Annotated in this window: 16 protein-coding genes and 2 riboswitches; of the genes, 10 read left to right on the top strand and 6 right to left on the bottom strand. The window is 58.2% G+C overall.

Going from position 1 to position 15,340, the window contains the following annotated elements; all coding sequences use genetic code 11:
* From H4N61_RS02460 to gcvPB, 9 genes are all read left to right on the top strand, one after another.
* Positions 1–393 (top strand): AtpZ/AtpI family protein, encoded by a 393-nt coding sequence (locus H4N61_RS02460; protein WP_169195884.1) that lies wholly within the window; start codon positions 1–3, stop codon positions 391–393.
* 8 nt (positions 394–401) lie between these two features.
* Positions 402–1,172, top strand: a complete 771-nt coding sequence (locus H4N61_RS02455) for a F0F1 ATP synthase subunit A (protein ID WP_169195883.1) — start codon at positions 402–404, stop codon at positions 1,170–1,172.
* A gap of 64 nt (positions 1,173–1,236) precedes the next feature.
* Positions 1,237–1,464: a F0F1 ATP synthase subunit C gene (locus H4N61_RS02450; RefSeq protein WP_169195882.1), complete on the top strand. Its 228-nt coding sequence runs from the start codon at positions 1,237–1,239 to the stop codon at positions 1,462–1,464.
* Positions 1,465–1,565: 101 nt separating this feature from the next.
* Complete coding sequence (locus H4N61_RS02445) at positions 1,566–2,162, top strand: F0F1 ATP synthase subunit B (protein WP_169195881.1); 597 nt, start codon at positions 1,566–1,568, stop codon at positions 2,160–2,162.
* A 5-nt stretch (positions 2,163–2,167) separates the two neighbouring features.
* Complete coding sequence (locus H4N61_RS02440) at positions 2,168–2,656, top strand: ATP F0F1 synthase subunit B (RefSeq protein WP_169195880.1); 489 nt, start codon at positions 2,168–2,170, stop codon at positions 2,654–2,656.
* Positions 2,657–2,924: 268 nt separating this feature from the next.
* A riboswitch (glycine riboswitch) is annotated at positions 2,925–3,012 on the top strand.
* Positions 3,013–3,108: riboswitch (glycine riboswitch) on the top strand. It begins immediately after the preceding riboswitch.
* 50 nt (positions 3,109–3,158) lie between these two features.
* The gene (gene gcvT / locus H4N61_RS02435) at positions 3,159–4,322 is read left to right on the top strand and encodes a glycine cleavage system aminomethyltransferase GcvT (protein ID WP_169195879.1); all 1,164 of its coding nucleotides are present in this window, start codon (positions 3,159–3,161) and stop codon (positions 4,320–4,322) included.
* Positions 4,323–4,330: 8 nt separating this feature from the next.
* Positions 4,331–4,696: a glycine cleavage system protein GcvH gene (gene gcvH / locus H4N61_RS02430; RefSeq protein ID WP_169195878.1), complete on the top strand. Its 366-nt coding sequence runs from the start codon at positions 4,331–4,333 to the stop codon at positions 4,694–4,696.
* Positions 4,697–4,704: 8 nt separating this feature from the next.
* Entirely contained in the window at positions 4,705–6,048 is a 1,344-nt protein-coding gene (gene gcvPA, locus H4N61_RS02425; RefSeq protein ID WP_169195877.1) for an aminomethyl-transferring glycine dehydrogenase subunit GcvPA, read from the top strand.
* Entirely contained in the window at positions 6,045–7,589 is a 1,545-nt protein-coding gene (gene gcvPB / locus H4N61_RS02420; protein ID WP_182394834.1) for an aminomethyl-transferring glycine dehydrogenase subunit GcvPB, read from the top strand. Before gcvPA ends, gcvPB begins: the two co-directional genes overlap by 4 nt.
* An 83-nt stretch (positions 7,590–7,672) precedes the next feature.
* On the opposite strand, the gene H4N61_RS02415 is transcribed toward gcvPB, so the two are convergent.
* From H4N61_RS02415 to H4N61_RS02405, 3 genes are all read right to left on the bottom strand, one after another.
* The gene (locus tag H4N61_RS02415) at positions 7,673–8,257 is read right to left on the bottom strand and encodes a hypothetical protein (RefSeq protein ID WP_182394833.1); all 585 of its coding nucleotides are present in this window, start codon (positions 8,255–8,257) and stop codon (positions 7,673–7,675) included.
* Between the two features lie 20 nt (positions 8,258–8,277).
* A complete protein-coding gene (locus tag H4N61_RS02410; RefSeq protein ID WP_169195874.1) occupies positions 8,278–8,766 on the bottom strand; it encodes a peroxiredoxin in 489 nt (162 codons plus the stop codon).
* A 113-nt stretch (positions 8,767–8,879) separates the two neighbouring features.
* Positions 8,880–9,686: a protein-disulfide reductase DsbD domain-containing protein gene (locus H4N61_RS02405; protein WP_169195873.1), complete on the bottom strand. Its 807-nt coding sequence runs from the start codon at positions 9,684–9,686 to the stop codon at positions 8,880–8,882.
* 116 nt (positions 9,687–9,802) lie between these two features.
* On the opposite strand from H4N61_RS02405, the gene H4N61_RS02400 reads away from it, so the two are divergent.
* Positions 9,803–10,378, top strand: a complete 576-nt coding sequence (locus H4N61_RS02400; RefSeq protein ID WP_169195872.1) for a YqgE/AlgH family protein — start codon at positions 9,803–9,805, stop codon at positions 10,376–10,378.
* 16 nt (positions 10,379–10,394) lie between these two features.
* On the opposite strand, the gene H4N61_RS02395 is transcribed toward H4N61_RS02400, so the two are convergent.
* The 3 genes from H4N61_RS02395 to H4N61_RS02385 all read right to left on the bottom strand — a co-directional run bounded on the left by H4N61_RS02395 (position 10,395) and on the right by H4N61_RS02385 (position 15,335).
* The gene (locus tag H4N61_RS02395) at positions 10,395–13,274 is read right to left on the bottom strand and encodes an EAL domain-containing protein (RefSeq protein ID WP_169195871.1); all 2,880 of its coding nucleotides are present in this window, start codon (positions 13,272–13,274) and stop codon (positions 10,395–10,397) included.
* A gap of 172 nt (positions 13,275–13,446) precedes the next feature.
* Positions 13,447–14,067 (bottom strand): GNAT family protein, encoded by a 621-nt coding sequence (locus tag H4N61_RS02390; protein ID WP_169195870.1) that lies wholly within the window; start codon positions 14,065–14,067, stop codon positions 13,447–13,449.
* 5 nt (positions 14,068–14,072) lie between these two features.
* Positions 14,073–15,335, bottom strand: a complete 1,263-nt coding sequence (locus H4N61_RS02385) for a pitrilysin family protein (RefSeq protein ID WP_169195869.1) — start codon at positions 15,333–15,335, stop codon at positions 14,073–14,075.
* Positions 15,336–15,340 lie beyond the last annotated feature (5 nt).

Here is a 15,340-nt window from a genome sequence, read left to right as displayed (position 1 = left end):
ATGAACATACCTCCGGACGACCAAGGTCAGCCGAAAAGTGCCCGCGACGCGACGCGCGATCTTGCATCACGCATCGCTTCGGCCAAGAAGGAGCGCGATCTAGCGAACGGTAACGTTGCTGGTGGCGCTTCAGCAGATGCGAATGGAATGGCCCGCGGCATGCGCATGGGCTCCGAGTTCGTAGCGGCAATTTTGGTGGGAGCCGTAATGGGTTATCTCATCGACCTTGGTTTAGGAACGACGCCTTGGGCCATGATCATTTTATTGATCGTAGGCTTTGCAGCAGGCGTCAAAAATGTCGTTCGTACAGCGAACGAAATGAATGCCGCTTCGACGGTTGGGACCAATGAAGGCCCTGCTGACGCGAAGCGCGACGATAAAGATGACGCTTAGAGGGCTCCATGGCCGGTACTGACCCGATCCACCAGTTTGTCATCACCGATCTGATTCCGATTCATGTCGGAGATGAGGCCGCTGGTACCGCACTGAATCTCTCGTTCACCAATTCGGCCCTGTTTATGGCCGTTACGGTGGTGATCCTGACTGGTTTCATGGTTCTCTCCTCATCGCGTGCGGCGATGGTACCAAACCGGTTCCAGATGGCCGGCGAACTTCTATATAGTTTCGTCGCCAATATGTTGCGAAGTTCAGCGGGCACGGAAGGCATGAAGTTCTTCCCGTTCGTATTCTCGCTCTTTGGTTTCGTGCTCGTGGGTAACCTCCTCGGCATGTTCCCATACTTCTTCACCACAACCTCCCACATCATCGTTACTGCCGCTTTGGCGTTCCTCGTGATCGGTGTTGTGATCGTGTACGGTTTCTTCCGTCACGGCTTTAAGTTCCTCAAGCTGTTCGTACCGTCGGGTGTTCCCGGCTACGTTCTGCCGATTGTGGTGCCGATCGAGATCATTTCGTTCCTCTCGCGCCCAATCAGCCTTTCGGTTCGTTTGTTCGGCAATATCCTTGCCGGTCACATCACCCTGAAGGTTTTCTCTGGTTTCGTAGTTAGCCTTGGTGCCCTTGGCGCTCTCGGCTGGCTGGGTGCACTGCTGCCGCTCATCATGACGGTTGCAATCACAGCACTCGAACTCCTCGTCGCAGTCGTGCAGGCCTATGTGTTTGCAGTTCTGACTTCGATGTACCTCAACGACGCGGTTCACCCATCACACTAAGACGTTGAGTCTCTCAAACGGCGGCTTTTCGCCGGTAAACTTTGACCCTCGAAAGGACAAACAAATGGACGTTGAAGCCGCAAAGATGATCGGCGCCGGTATCGCAACCCTGGGTATGGCTGGTGCCGCCCTCGGCGTGTCGAACATCTTCTCGAACTTCCTCTCGGGCGCACTGCGCAACCCGTCTGCTGCTCCAAGCCAGACCGGTAACCTGATTTTCGGTATGGCTATGACCGAAGCATTGGGCATCTTCTCGTTCCTGGTCGCTCTGATCCTGCTGTTCGTTGCTTAATTAGCAACTTTAAGCGATCAATTCCGCAGCCGGATATTTTGTCCGGCTGCGCTTTATCTGGCCTCACGCCGGATGACCGGAATTAACGGGACACCGACCAGATGGTAACGCAAGCCTACGCTCAAGAAGCGGCAACGCCGACCGACGACACCGCGGTCCACGCTGACCACTCAGACACTCATGCAACTGTTTCGCATGGTGACGGTCACTCAGACGTGTTCCCGCCATTCGATCCGGCTACCTTCCCCAGCCAGTTGCTCTGGCTCGCAATCTGTTTCGCAGCGCTCTACCTCCTGATGAGCAAGCTGGCACTCCCGAAGGTCGGTAAGACCATCGAGACACGCCAGGCGACGATCGCAGCGGACCTCGCTGCTGCCGACGCCGACCGTCAGAAGACCGACGCTGCAATCGCATCGTATGAAAAGGCACTTGCCGAAGCCAAGTCTAAGGCTCAGGCGATCGCTGCCCAGACACGCGACGCAATCAATGCCGACATCACTGCAAAGCGTACCGCTGCAGAAGCAGAACTGACCGCCAAGGTCACCGAAGCTGAAGCGCGTATCGCAGCGACCAAGGCTGCCGCACTCACTAACGTTGATGAAATTGCTGCCGACACCGCACAGGCTGTCGTTAGCCAGATCGTTGGCGACGTTTCTGCCGACAGCATTCGCGCTGCCGTTGCTAAGGTGAAGGGTTGATCGCCATGCCATACTGGATGGACAATAGCTTTTTCGCCCTCGTAGGCCTCGTGATCTTCATTGGCCTGCTGGTTTACCTCGGCCTGCCACGCATCATCGGCGGCATGCTCGATAAGCAGATCGCCAAGATCGAAACCGATCTGTCGGAAGCCAAGCGCCTCCGCCAGGACGCAGCTGCCCTGCTCGTTGAATACGAACAGAAGCGTATTGCTGCTGAGAAGGACGCTCAGGACATCATCGCTTCGGCTCAGGAAGAAGCGAACCGCCTGACTGTTGAAGCCAAGGCTTCGCTGGAAGAGCTCGTAACCCGCCGCACCAAGGCTGTGGAAGACAAGATCGCCCAGGCAGAATCGCAGGCAATCGCGGAAGTCCGCGCGCGCTCTGCAGATCTGGCAGTGGAAGCCGCCCGCGTTGTGCTCTCCGATGAAATGAACCGCAATGGCGGCAAGATCATCGACGCAGCTATCGCGGACGTGAGCACCAAGCTCAACTAAGTCTGATATTAGACAACCGAATTTAAAGGCGGGCAGCAATGTCCGCCTTTTTTTGTTTTGGCGCTTCGGTGACGAATACCCCCTCCTAGCTTCCCCCTGAAAAGGGGAGCGATTGGACCGAGTGCGCGCAAAGGCTGCCACGAGCACCGGAATGCCCCTCCTCCGTCGTTCAGGCGAGGTTGGGTGGGGCACTTACCAGCCACACCTCGCGATCCGGACCAAAAACGACCATGCCGAATTGACGCAGGCGCAAAACTCGCGCATGGTCCGGGCAACTGCGGGAGAGACTGGCTACTGCCAGCGCCGAAGGAGCAACCGCCCCGGAAACTCTCAGGCAAACGGACCGCAGTTAAACGAACACTCTGGAAAGCGAATTGGCCGAGCCAATTCCACCGAAGGAGCAACTGGCGCTCAGCCAGGAAATCTCTCAGGGCAAGGACAGAGGGGGCACGCACTCCGCGACAGCGGAGGACATCGTGCTGACCTCTAACCCGAGTTGTTCATGGCATCTTCAGGCCCAGAAGACCTACATCAGACCCCGCTTTACGAAAAACACGTCGCTGCGAGCGGCCGCATCGTCCCGTTCGGGGGCTATGCCCTACCCGTGCAATATCCCAGTGGGATAATGAACGAGCACAAGTGGACCCGCGACAATGCCGGCCTGTTCGACGTCAGCCATATGGGACCGAGCTTTGTCCGTCTAAACGCGCCAAGCGGCGACGCCGAAGCCGATCACGCCGCAGTTTCCGCGCTGATCGAACCTCTCATTTGCGGGGACATTGCCAGTCTCAAACCCGGGCAAATCCGCTATTCACTCCTGCTCAATGAACAGGGCGGCATTATAGACGATCTGATGATCGCCCGGTCGCCTGATGAGGCCGGTGTGCTTTATGTGGTGGTCAACGCCGGGACCAAGGATGGCGACTTCGCGCTGATCGAGAAGGCACTGCGCGACAGCGCCGTTCTTGTACGCGCGGATCATGACAACGCCCTTCTCGCACTGCAAGGCCCTGAAGCGGTAAACGTTATTGCCGGTCTTATCCCGGACGCGGTCCAACTTGGGTTTATGACCCACGCCAATATGAGCTGGAACACAATTCCGGTGACCATAGCGCGCGCTGGATATACCGGCGAAGACGGTTTTGAAATTCTCACCCCCGCAGCACATGCCGAAGATTTCTGGGATGCCCTTCTCACAGATGATCGGGTCAAACCCATCGGTCTTGGTGCTCGGGACAGTCTTCGCCTCGAAGCTGGCCTGCCGCTTTATGGGCATGACCTCAACGAAACGATCTCCCCCATCGAAGCAGGATTAGGCTTTGCCGTATCGAAGCGCCGTCGGGAAGCCGCTGATTTTCCGGGTGCGCAGCGCATTCTGGCAGAGCGCGATGGCCAGCTGAGCCGCAAGCGCGTTGGCATGATCATCGAGGGCGCCCCTGCGCGCGAAGGCGCTGACATTACCGATAGCGCAGGCACTGTCATCGGTGTCGTCACCAGTGGCGGCTTTGCGCCATCGCTGAACAAGGCCATAGCTCTGGGCTTTGTCAGCCCAGAACACGTCGCCACCGGCACCAAATTACAGGTTCTCGTCCGCAACCGAGCGCAAGCCGCCGAAGTTGTTGAGACGCCATTCGTCCCACACCGTTATTTCCGCAAATCGATCTGAGGCCCCAGATGACCACCAAGTTTACCCAGGACCACGAATATATCCGCGTTGAAGGCACCACGGGCGTTGTCGGCATCACGCCATACGCTCAAGACGCGCTTGGCGACATTGTTTTCGTCGAGCTGCCAAGCGTCGGCAAAGTCCTCAAGAAGGGCGATGAAGCAGCCGTGGTTGAATCGGTCAAAGCGGCATCGGAAATCTACGCTCCAGTTGCGGGCACCGTTACCGAAGTCAATGAAGCGCTGAGCGGCGAGCCAGGCTTGATCAACACCGATCCGGAAAATGCCGGTTGGATCTACAAGATCGAGATCGCCGATGCCGGCGAGCTGGATGGCTTGCTCGATGCCGCTGCCTACGCAGATATGACGAAGTAAGACCCTCGATGCGATATCTTCCCCACTCTGCCCACGAACGTGCCGACATGCTCGGCACCATTGGCGCGGCCAATGTTGAGGCGCTGTTCAGCGCCGTGCCAAACTCCGCACTCAAGAGTTTCACCCTTGATCTGCCAGCCCATAGTCCTGAGTTCCTGGTTGAAGCGCATATGCGGGCGCTGGCGAACAAGAACCATGCTGCAGGCAATGGACCATTCTTCGTTGGCGCTGGCGCTTACCGGCACCATATTCCAGCGACCGTGGACCACCTTATCCAGCGTTCAGAATGGCTGACGGCCTATACGCCTTATCAGCCGGAAATCTCGCAGGGCACATTGCAGATGCTCTTCGAATTCCAGACGCAGGTGGCCAAGATCACCGGCATGGATGTGGCCAACGCTTCGCTCTATGACGGATCGACCGGAACAGCCGAAGCGGTGCTGATGGCGCGCCGCATCACCCGCAAAAACCGCGTTCTGCTCTCGGGCGGCCTCCATCCGCATTATCGCGATGTGGTAAAAGCCTATCTCAAGGATGATCCCGATCTCGTCTGCCTCTCCCCTTCCCCCGAGGGACAGGGAGACATTCTGGAGCAGATCGACGGCAACACTGCCGCCATCGTCATCCAGACCCCGGATTTCTATGGCCACCTGCGCAATCTTAAAGCCGCAGCGGACGCCGCTCACGCTTTTGGGGCGCTGCTCATTGTGGTTGTCACTGAAGTCGTGTCCTTGGGCCTTCTCGAGGCTCCTGGTGCGCTTGGGGCAGACATTGTCGTGTGCGAAGGGCAATCGATTGGCAACGCTCTGAACTTTGGCGGACCGTACCTCGGGCTGATGGCCTGCAAGAAGGAATACATCCGGCAAATGCCTGGACGTTTGTGCGGTGAGACGGTCGATGCCGACGGGAACCGCGGATTTGTGCTGACCCTTTCGACCCGCGAGCAGCATATCCGCCGCGAAAAGGCGACGAGCAATATCTGCACCAACTCGGGGCTCTGTGCCCTCGCCTTCTCCATCCACATGGCACTGCTCGGCGAAGCGGGCTTTGTGCGCCTCGCGCGGCTCAACCACGCGAACGCCATCAAGCTTGCCGACGCACTGGCGAGCGTTACGGGCGTCAGCGTTTTGAACAAAACGTTCTTTAATGAAATGACCATCCGCACGGGCAAGCCTGCTGATCAGGTGGTGGAAGCACTGGCGCGCAAGGGCATTTTGGCTGGGGTTCCGGCAAGCCGCCTGCTGCCAAACGATCCAGACGTTGAAAACCTCATCATCCTCGCTGCAACCGAGCTGACAACGGAGAGCGATATTGCAGCCCTGACAGCGGCGCTTTCGGAGGTATTGGCATGAGCATGAATACGCAAGGCCGCCCGACCGGTGTGGGCACTGCCAGTACTGGCGCATCAGGTTCGGCACTGCTGCCCGATGAGCCGCTGCTGTTTGAAATTGGCGATACCGAACATTCCGGCGTTGATCTGCCTGATGTTGAAATCACTAACGGGCGTCTGGGCGGGTTTGAACGCAAAACCAAGCTCGATCTCGCGGGGCTGACTGAACCGGAAGCCATGCGCCATTATGTGCGCCTGTCGCGGCTCAATCACTCGATCGATAGCGGCATGTACCCGCTCGGCTCATGCACGATGAAGCACAATCCGCGGCTGAACGAAAAGACAGCACGCTTGCCGGGCTTTTCGGACATTCACCCGCTGCAACCTGTCTCGACGGTTCAGGGCGCGCTGGAACTAATGAATGAACTCAGCCACTGGCTGATGACCTTGACCAACACGGCCGCTGTCGCGCTATCGCCCAAGGCGGGTGCGCATGGCGAACTCCTGGGCATGATGGCCATCAAGGCTGCGCAGGACGCCAAGGGCGAAAGCCACCGGAACGTCGTTCTGGTTCCGGAAAGTGCGCATGGCACCAATCCGGCCACGGCGGCCTTCCTCGGCTATACGGTTAAGCCAGTGCCAGCCAAGGCAGACGGCACCGTAGACGTGGAAGCGGTGAAGACTGCAATTGCGCCAGACGTCGCTGCGATCATGCTGACCAACCCCAATACCTGCGGGCTGTTCGAGCCGCAGGTGATCGAGATCGCCAAGGCGATCCACGATGCAGGGGCGTATTTCTACTGTGATGGCGCGAACTTTAACGCCATTATGGGCGTGGTGCGTCCGGGCGATCTCGGCATCGACGCCATGCACATCAACTTGCACAAGACCTTCTCGACGCCACATGGCGGGGGCGGACCGGGCGCAGGCCCTGTGGTCCTGTCCGAAGCGCTGGCGCCTTTCGCACCCGTGCCGTTTGTCCGCAAGGGCGCTCAGGGGCTGGAACTGGTCGAGCATGTCGAGAACCAAGCTCTGGGCCGCGTAACGGCCTTCCACGGGCAGATGGGCATGTATGTGCGGGCGCTGACCTATATGCTCAGCCATGGCGCTGACGGACTGGCGCAGGCGGCAGAAGACGCTGTCCTCAACGCGAACTACGTCAAGGCGCGGCTTCAGCATCTGTTCTCGGTGCCCTTCCCGGACTACCCGACGATGCACGAAGCCCTGTTTAACGACAGCTTCCTCAAGGACACCGGCGTCACCACGCTCGATTTTGCCAAGGCACTGATCGACGAGGGCTTCCACCCAATGACCATGTACTTCCCTCTGGTTGTGCACGGGGCGATGCTGATCGAGCCGACAGAAAGCGAAAGCAAGCAGACCTTGGACCGCTTCTGCGATGTCATGGCGGAGCTGGCCACCGAGGCAAAATCTGGCAATGCCGCTCGATTCACCGGCGCACCGATGAAGGCACCGCGTCGACGTCTCGATGAAACGCGTGCGGCGCGTCAGCCGATCCTCAAGTGGGAACGAGCAGCCGAAATGCCAAAGGCCGCTGAATAAAGAAAAGGCCCGGAGCGATCCGGGCCTTTTTTATATCATGTCAGAAGCTCCTGCCTGTCGCGCAGAGCGCTTAGGCGAGGGTCTTAGCCGCGTGGGTCGAAGCCGACCCAGATGGTGATGCTTTCGCCGCCCAGGTATGGGATCTTGACGTTTTCGACGACCTTGACGAATTCCGACATTTGAGCCGGAGGCGTCAGTGCCACGGGTACGTTGTATTTTTCCGAGAAGATCGCCTGACCGTCACGTTCGACCGCAAAACGGATCGGTGCGTTGACCGAGGTCTGCTTGCCGGAAGGACCGAGCAGAATACGACCGCTGACGCCCATGTTGACGGTGATCTGACCGTTGGAGACCACGCAGTTGCGCGTCGCTTGGTCGATCACGCCCTGATACTGGAGCGCGCGGGCGTCGCCGGTGCGACCGCCGCCATAAAAATACATGGCCTCGCCGCCGAGACGGACCTTAATGGCAGGGCATTCCGTAGCGATGACTGGCAAGGCGTTGGTCTGTGCGCTGGCAACGGCAATTGGCGCTGCTGTCGCGTTTTGTAGACCAGCATTGGACGACGAGCCGCCACCGAACATGCTGCCCATCGAGCAGCCAGCCAGAAGCGTAGCAAAGCCAAGTGCGGAGCCAATGCGGAGCGTGGAGACTAGGGAGTTCATCATCTAAAGCTGTCTCCAGAAGCTCAGGCTGCGTTGAGCGCAGTTAAAATAGCCGGGGCACCGCTGGCATTAACGCCAGGCGCATCCTCGACAAACACGGCATCAACGACACCATCGCGAATAATCATAGCGGCGCGCGCATAGCGATGACCCATGCCAAAGGCGCTGAAATCGCGATCAAGCCCGAGAGCGCTCGCAAAGTCCGCATTGCCATCGGCGATGAAGGTAATTTCATTGAGCGCGTTGGACGCTTCGGCCCAAGCCTTCATGACATGAGCATCATTGGCTGCGGCGCAAACAATCTTGGTCACACCGGCCGCGCGAAGCTTTTCAGCATTGGCAAGGAAGCCGGGCAGATGATTGACGTGGCAGGTTGGGGTAAATGCACCGGGGACTGAGAACAGAACGACCAAGCCTTCGCCGAGCGCTGCAGCGCTATCGACATCGGTGGTGCCTTCTGCCGTTACCAACTTGATCCCAACTGAAGGGATCGGATTGCCGCGTTCAATCATCGTTGGATTGGCCCCTATTTGGCGGATACGCCGCCCTACCTCAAATACTAGTCATCCGATATGCGCTTCTAGGATCACAAGCAAGTCAAAGGCTGCAACAACAGCATGCAGCATTAGTCGGTGGCTGGCTCAATCATCCCGCGAACCGCATAGGCTCCCTGATCGGTCATGAATGTGATCTCCACAGTCTGACCTTCCAAGGCACTATTGTCGGTTTTGTTCAATATGGGAAGCAGGACTAGGGGCTCCCCAAGGCTTTTTTGCGGCGCACCAAATACTGGACCGGAGGGGCCCATATCGATGATGACGCTGTCCGGATCGATTTCTGCTGAGAGGTCGCGAACCCAGACGCTCTTGCCATCTGCGTTCAAACCCAATGCCCCATAGGCAGGACTGTCTTGGTCCCACGCGATTGGGACATCTGCCAAGGCCTGCTTCAGGCGTGAAGCATTGGCGCGGTCAGCTTGATGCGTATTAAGGTCGAGCTCAAAATTAACTTGCGCGGGAATGCAAATTTCTTCGCAGATACCGAGAACGGCATCGAGCTTGAGGGTGCCCGACGGGTCGGACACATCCACCTCAAAGGGGAGGATGACGTCACCGTGATACACATAATCGAGAAGGCTGCCGATGCGTTTGCGCTCTGGATAGGGCCAGTGGACGGCGACGTCCGTAACCCCCTCACTTTTCCCAAAATCAAACTGCGCGGCAAAACCCGCCTGCCCTGGAACGCGCCAATAGGTGTTCGTGGTCGGCGGCATTTTCAGCTCTAAACCGGCCCAAGTCTTACCCTCAGAATCAACATTCCCATCGCTAATGAGACGCACTTCAACCGCAGGCGCGATCTCGACCCAAGGGGTCTCTGCGCCAATAACTGGCGCGGCTGACAGTAAAAAAATGAGGGAAACAATTGAGCGCATGACCCATTGGAACACAGATAACATGGAAAAACAAAGGCATGATGTAAGCGAGCATGATGAGCAGTTTAGCGTATGCCGCGCTTGGCACTCAGGCTCTAGCATTCTAGAATAGTCATATGAATTCGCTCGAAGGTCACTTCCTCATCGCCATGCCTGACATGGACGATGAAAATTTTACGGAAAGCGTCATCTTTGTCGTCGGACACGGCGACGAGGGCGCGATGGGGCTCGTGGTCAACCAACCACTTGAGACCATGACCTTTGCTGACGTGCTCGACGAATTGGACCTGAGCGCCCCGCAATCGACCAAGCGCCTGCCAGACTCAAACGGCGAGCGCATTGTCCTGCGTGGCGGACCGGTCGAAAAGGGACGCGGGTTTGTGCTGCACACCGGCGATTACACCAGCGGCAATACCTATAAGGTGAACGATGGCGTTGGGCTAACGGCAACCTTGGATGTGATGCGCGCCATGGCCTATGGCCCGGCTCCGCAGCGCTCGCTGTTTGCTCTGGGGTGTTGCGGCTGGAGCCCCGGCCAATTGGAAGATGAAATCGCCGCCAATGGCTGGCTGACCATTCCCTATGACCGGGCTCTGCTATTCGATGTCCCACCAGAAAAGCGCTATCAGCACGCGCTTGATAGCCTGCGGATCACGCCCGCCTCGCTAAGCTCAGCCGTCGGGCACGGCTAAGGCGACAAACTCGGGCTTAGCGCCCGAGTTGTGCTGCGAGTTTCTTACCCAGTTCAACGCCACTGATAGCGCCCGAGAACGCAAAGCCCTGCGCATAGCGGCAGTTGAGCTGACGCAAGCGCTCGATCTCGTCCAGCGTCTCAACGCCTTCAGCGATCACCATCAAATCAAGATCAGTCGCCATGCTGACGATGGCGCGGATGATCGGCGCCTGCGTGTTGGCAATGCCGGAATCCGTGCCCAAGCGGATAAAGTTCGCTGGGATTTTGATGGTGTCGATTGGGAAGCGGTGCAGATAGCTAAACGAGGAGTGACCCGTACCGAAATCATCGAGCGCGATGCCAAGTCCCAGATTGCGCAGCGCTTCGAGCATGAAGGCTGAGTGCTCAGGATTGGTCATCACCTGACTTTCGGTGATTTCGAGCTTGAGGTAATTCGCCAAGTCGCGATCTTGCGCCAAGAGGCTGCGCATATCGTTGAGGATATTGTCGTTGGCGAGCTGGGACGGCGAGAGGTTAACCGAGATGAAGAAATTCTCGGGCAAGCCAATCGTCGTCATCCACTCACGGGCTTGAGCTGCGGCCTGTTCAAAGGCGAGGCGACCCAGACGGCTGATCTGACCAGAGCGCTCGGCCAAAGGCACGAACTCATCGGGCGTGACGATGCCACGGGTTGGATGGTTCCAGCGCATCAGCGCTTCACACCCGGCAAGTTGGCCGGAATGGATGTCCATGATCGGCTGGAACTGAACCTGCAGCTCGCCCAGCTTGAGACCGCGTTCGAGGTCTTCTTCACTGGCCTTGTTGTACGAGGCAATGGAGCGGGCCGAAGCGCGATAGGCTTCGATACGATCGCCGCCCAGACGCTTTGCGTAATACATCGCCAGTTCGGCGTCGCGCAGCACATCCTGAGGCGTGGACGGGTTGCTGTCGTAGATGGTGACGCCAATAGAGGCGGTCAGCATCAAATCACGATCACCAAAGTTGAAAGGCTGCTTGAGAGCCTTACGGATCTGCTCAGCCGTTTCAGCGATTTTTGCGGCCGCCTGTTCCGACGCCAAGATGACGGCGAACTGATCGCCGGTCACGCGGGCAAGCGTATCAAGCGGGCGCATCAGACGCGAGATACGGCGCGAAATGGCCAGCAGCACCGAATCTGCTGCGGAGTGGCCAATGCGCTCCTCAAGCTCCATGAACCGATCAATGTCGATAAGGAACACGGCCGGCTTGATCCCACCCGGCGCGCGGGCACGGACCAGTGCGCGATCCAGGCGATCCAAGAACAACTGACGGTTTGGCAGGCCAGTCAGGCTATCGTGCACAGCGTCATGCAAGAGACGTTCGCGCGCAGCACGATCTTCAGTGACATCCTGCAACGTACCGACGATACGGTTGACCTGGCCGTCGCCACCCAGAACGGGCTTTACGCGCATGCGGAAGGTACGGAAATTGCCATCGTGACCGGCAATCCGCATATCGGCGGAAACCTTGCCGCGGCGCAGCTCAACCAGCGTATCGAAAGCGGTACGGAAGCGATCGCGGTCTTCGGGATGCACACGGTCGAGCCAGCGCTTGATGGCGCCGCGCAACGCACCGCGCTTTTCGCCGAGGCGCGTCGCCAGTTCATCACTGACGGTGACGCGGTCGCGCTCGATATTCCAATCAAAGACGAAGTCGCCCGAACCCGTGAGGGCGAGCGCACGGCGCTCCACTTCGGACAGGGTGCCAATGGTCACCTGACCTTCAGAGAAAGCGTGTTGGACCGCCGTAAAGCCCAAGAGCATGACAATGAGCACCAAGCCGCCAGCTACGGCTGGCTGGGCAATATCATTGGTCACCTGACCCGAGATAACGAGCCAAGAATAGAACAGCAGGGCGATAAAGATAATCCACGTGGGGACCAGCAGCACAGCGCGGTCATAGCCGCGCAAAGCCAGCATCAGGATCAAGAAGAAGCCAGAAACGCCGAGCATGGCCAGAACCACACGCGCAATGGTTGCGGCAATGGCGGGCTGGAAGAAAGCGAAGGCAAAGAGAGCGAGAAACAGCGCGGCGAGCCCCATCGCCAAATGGACGAAGCGCAGATGCCAGCGGTGTAGATTGAGATAGATAAACAAGAACCCGGCAAGGGTTGTCGCTAAGAGCGCCTCCGCCGCCGCACGCCATGGTTGAACGCCGTCAGCAGGCAGGTTGAGAATGCGCCCGAGGATGCCAAAATCGATCAGCAGGTAGATCAATACCGCCCATGCAAACGCGGCAGTGACCGGGAATACGCCGCGTCCCTTGACCACGAACATGATGGTGAGAAACACCGCTGCGAGCGAGGCAACGCCGAGGACCACGCCACGGAACAGGGTGAACGAGTTCACGTAGTCGCGGTAGGCGTTCGGCTCCCAGAGGTACAGCTCTGGCAGGCTGGCGCCGCTCAGCTCAGCGATCACGGTCATGGTGGCGCCCGGGTCGAGCGTCACCTCAAATACGTCCGCTTCCGGGTCGACGACGCGTTCTGGGCGGATGCCAGAGCTTGGCGTGACGGTGGTGATGCGGCTTTGCCCCAAATCGGGTGTCAGCACCCCAGAATCAGGCAGGCGGTAATAAGGGGAAACCAACAAGCGTTCGATCTGCTGATCGCTGTCGTTGCGCAAGGCGAACAAGGCAAAGCTTGGATTGGTGCCCAGCTCGTTGGCCAACACCTCAATGCGCCGGATGATGCCGCTGCTGTCCGGCGCGGTCGAAAGCTGCACACGGCCATCCTGACCGGGAACAATTTCGACAACATCCGACAAATTCACAGCCTTAACGTCCTCGGGGACGGAAATGACTTCAAAACCTTGCGCTGGCGCTAGGCTAAACAGAGCGAGCGCGAACACGGTCGCGAGTGCAAACAGATGACGCATTAGAGGCAGTTAAATCCTGCGCTAGGCTTCATTATGGCAACGGTCGCAGATCGTGAAAACAATCTCTGACACAGCTTGGTCGGTTCATCCTCCAGAGGATCGATTAACTTGGTACGGGAGAAACCATGACGCGACAAGCTTCTGACATTGTCGCGAGGAAGCAACATGTGGATCAGACGTAGCGCTGCGTTGATTTTTGCCAAGACAACATCATCCAGCGCTCGCGCGAAAGCCCCATTAAAATATGGTCGGCCCAACGCCCGTCGATCTGCAAATAGTGGTCGGCAAACCCCTCTTCCTTGAAACCATTCTTTTCGAGAACACGGCGGGACGCGCGGTTGTTCGGAATGAAGGCCGCGTGGAGGCGGTGTAAATCCAGCGTCTCAAAGGCGAAGGGTATGAGGAGTGCGACGGCACGACTCATAATCCCCTGCCCCGCATAGCGTTGGCCCATCCAATAGCCAAGATTGGCGAACTGAGCGGCACGGCGGCGGATGTTGGAAAGCGTCACACCGCCAACGAGGATATCCTTTTGTCCGTCGTGGAGGAAAACGAAGAACGTATAGTCCGTGCCTTCTTCCGCCTCGATGCGCGCGCGCTTGACGCGATGGGCGTAGATACGTCGCGCCAAATCCTTTTCAGACCAGCGGGGTTCATAGGGACGGAGGAAATCATAGCTTTGCCGACGCAGCGTTGCCCACTGATCGTAGTCGCGCATAGCGGGCAAGCGGAGGGTAATGTCTCCGGCCTTTAACACAACCAGCGATGCTGGAGATGACCAAGGCCAGAGCATGATGATTACCGCTTTAGGGTTTCGCCAATGGTTTGAACGTCGGCCAGATGATCAATCGGACCGATGCCGGCCAGTGTGGGGACACCGGTGGTGAAGATTTGTTCCGCCACTTCCCGCACGCGCGCCGCAGTGATGCGGTTGATGCGTTCCACTGTTTCAGCCATCGGGATCGTGCGGCCCCAAAGGATCTGCTGACGGGCCAACTGGCCAGCGCGCGCCGATGGGCTTTCGAGCGACATGAGGAGCCCGGCGCGAATCTGATTGCGGACGCGCATCACTTCTTCATCGGTGATGGTCTCGGTGGCACGACGAAGCTCATCGAGCACGACAGGGATCAGCTCGGGCACTTCTTCTTCGCCGGTTGCTGCTGCAACGCCGAAGACGCCGCTATCGGCGAAGGCCCAGTGGAAGGCATAGACCGAATAGCAAAGGCCACGCTTTTCACGCACCTCTTGGAAGAGACGCGAGCTCATGCCGCCGCCGAGAATGGAAGCGAGCACTTGCGAGGCGTAGAACCCATCAGAATTATAGGCGCGGCCCTGGAAACCCAGAACGATATGGGCCTGCTCGTGATCCGAGGAGACACGCGCTTCCCCGCCCTGATATTCGGCGCGCTGCGGCGCTGGAGCGCCATTTGGCGTCAAATCAGCAAAGCGGCTGCGCGCGACCTCGACAAGGCCATCGTGATCGACATTGCCAGCTGCGGCCAAAACCATGTGGTCGCCCACATAGTTGCGGCGCATATACTTGTGGACCGTGTCGGCAGAGAACTCCCGGACCGATTCCGCAGTGCCCAAAATGGTGCGGCCAATCGGCTGATTGGGGAAAGCAGCCTGCTGGAACATGTCAAAGACATAGTCGTCGGGATTGTCGCGGGCAGCGCCAATCTCCTGAACAATCACCTGCTTTTCGCGAGCGAGTTCGTCTTCATCGAACTTGGAGTTCTGCAGAATGTCGGAGAGGATGTCGGCAGCGAGAACGACGTCGTCCTTGAGCACGCGAGCGAAATAGCCTGTGTGTTCAATGGAAGTCGCAGCATTGAGATCGCCGCCCACATTTTCAATTGCTTCCGCAATTTCGAGCGCAGTGCGGGTGTGCGTCCCCTTGAAAGCCATATGCTCCAAGAGGTGCGAGACACCATGCTCGGTTTTGCGCTCGGAGCGCGCACCGGCGCGGACCCAAACTCCCAGAGAAGCGCTTTCCAGATGCGGCATGTCATCAGTCAACACGACCATGCCGTTATCAAGAGTAGTCGATTTTACGCTCACACTGG

Source organism: Devosia sp. MC521, from assembly GCF_014127105.1.
Classification (GTDB): domain Bacteria; phylum Pseudomonadota; class Alphaproteobacteria; order Rhizobiales; family Devosiaceae; genus Devosia.
The sequence above is the reverse complement of the archived record's forward strand: the minus strand, read 5'-3'. Positions and strand labels throughout refer to the sequence as shown.

What these genes read in the sequence shown, in the direction of transcription:
- H4N61_RS02460 (WP_169195884.1), top strand. Translation starts at nt 1, where the DNA reads ATGAACATACCTCCGGACGACCAAGGTCAGCCGAAAAGTGCCCGCGAC.
- H4N61_RS02455 (WP_169195883.1), top strand. Translation starts at nt 402, where the DNA reads ATGGCCGGTACTGACCCGATCCACCAGTTTGTCATCACCGATCTGATT.
- H4N61_RS02450 (WP_169195882.1), top strand. Translation starts at nt 1,237, where the DNA reads ATGGACGTTGAAGCCGCAAAGATGATCGGCGCCGGTATCGCAACCCTG.
- H4N61_RS02445 (WP_169195881.1), top strand. Translation starts at nt 1,566, where the DNA reads ATGGTAACGCAAGCCTACGCTCAAGAAGCGGCAACGCCGACCGACGAC.
- H4N61_RS02440 (WP_169195880.1), top strand. Translation starts at nt 2,168, where the DNA reads ATGCCATACTGGATGGACAATAGCTTTTTCGCCCTCGTAGGCCTCGTG.
- gcvT (WP_169195879.1), top strand. Translation starts at nt 3,159, where the DNA reads ATGGCATCTTCAGGCCCAGAAGACCTACATCAGACCCCGCTTTACGAA.
- gcvH (WP_169195878.1), top strand. Translation starts at nt 4,331, where the DNA reads ATGACCACCAAGTTTACCCAGGACCACGAATATATCCGCGTTGAAGGC.
- gcvPA (WP_169195877.1), top strand. Translation starts at nt 4,705, where the DNA reads ATGCGATATCTTCCCCACTCTGCCCACGAACGTGCCGACATGCTCGGC.
- gcvPB (WP_182394834.1), top strand. Translation starts at nt 6,045, where the DNA reads ATGAGCATGAATACGCAAGGCCGCCCGACCGGTGTGGGCACTGCCAGT.
- H4N61_RS02415 (WP_182394833.1), bottom strand. Translation starts at nt 8,257, where the DNA reads ATGATGAACTCCCTAGTCTCCACGCTCCGCATTGGCTCCGCACTTGGC.
- H4N61_RS02410 (WP_169195874.1), bottom strand. Translation starts at nt 8,766, where the DNA reads ATGATTGAACGCGGCAATCCGATCCCTTCAGTTGGGATCAAGTTGGTA.
- H4N61_RS02405 (WP_169195873.1), bottom strand. Translation starts at nt 9,686, where the DNA reads ATGCGCTCAATTGTTTCCCTCATTTTTTTACTGTCAGCCGCGCCAGTT.
- H4N61_RS02400 (WP_169195872.1), top strand. Translation starts at nt 9,803, where the DNA reads ATGAATTCGCTCGAAGGTCACTTCCTCATCGCCATGCCTGACATGGAC.
- H4N61_RS02395 (WP_169195871.1), bottom strand. Translation starts at nt 13,274, where the DNA reads ATGCGTCATCTGTTTGCACTCGCGACCGTGTTCGCGCTCGCTCTGTTT.
- H4N61_RS02390 (WP_169195870.1), bottom strand. Translation starts at nt 14,067, where the DNA reads ATGCTCTGGCCTTGGTCATCTCCAGCATCGCTGGTTGTGTTAAAGGCC.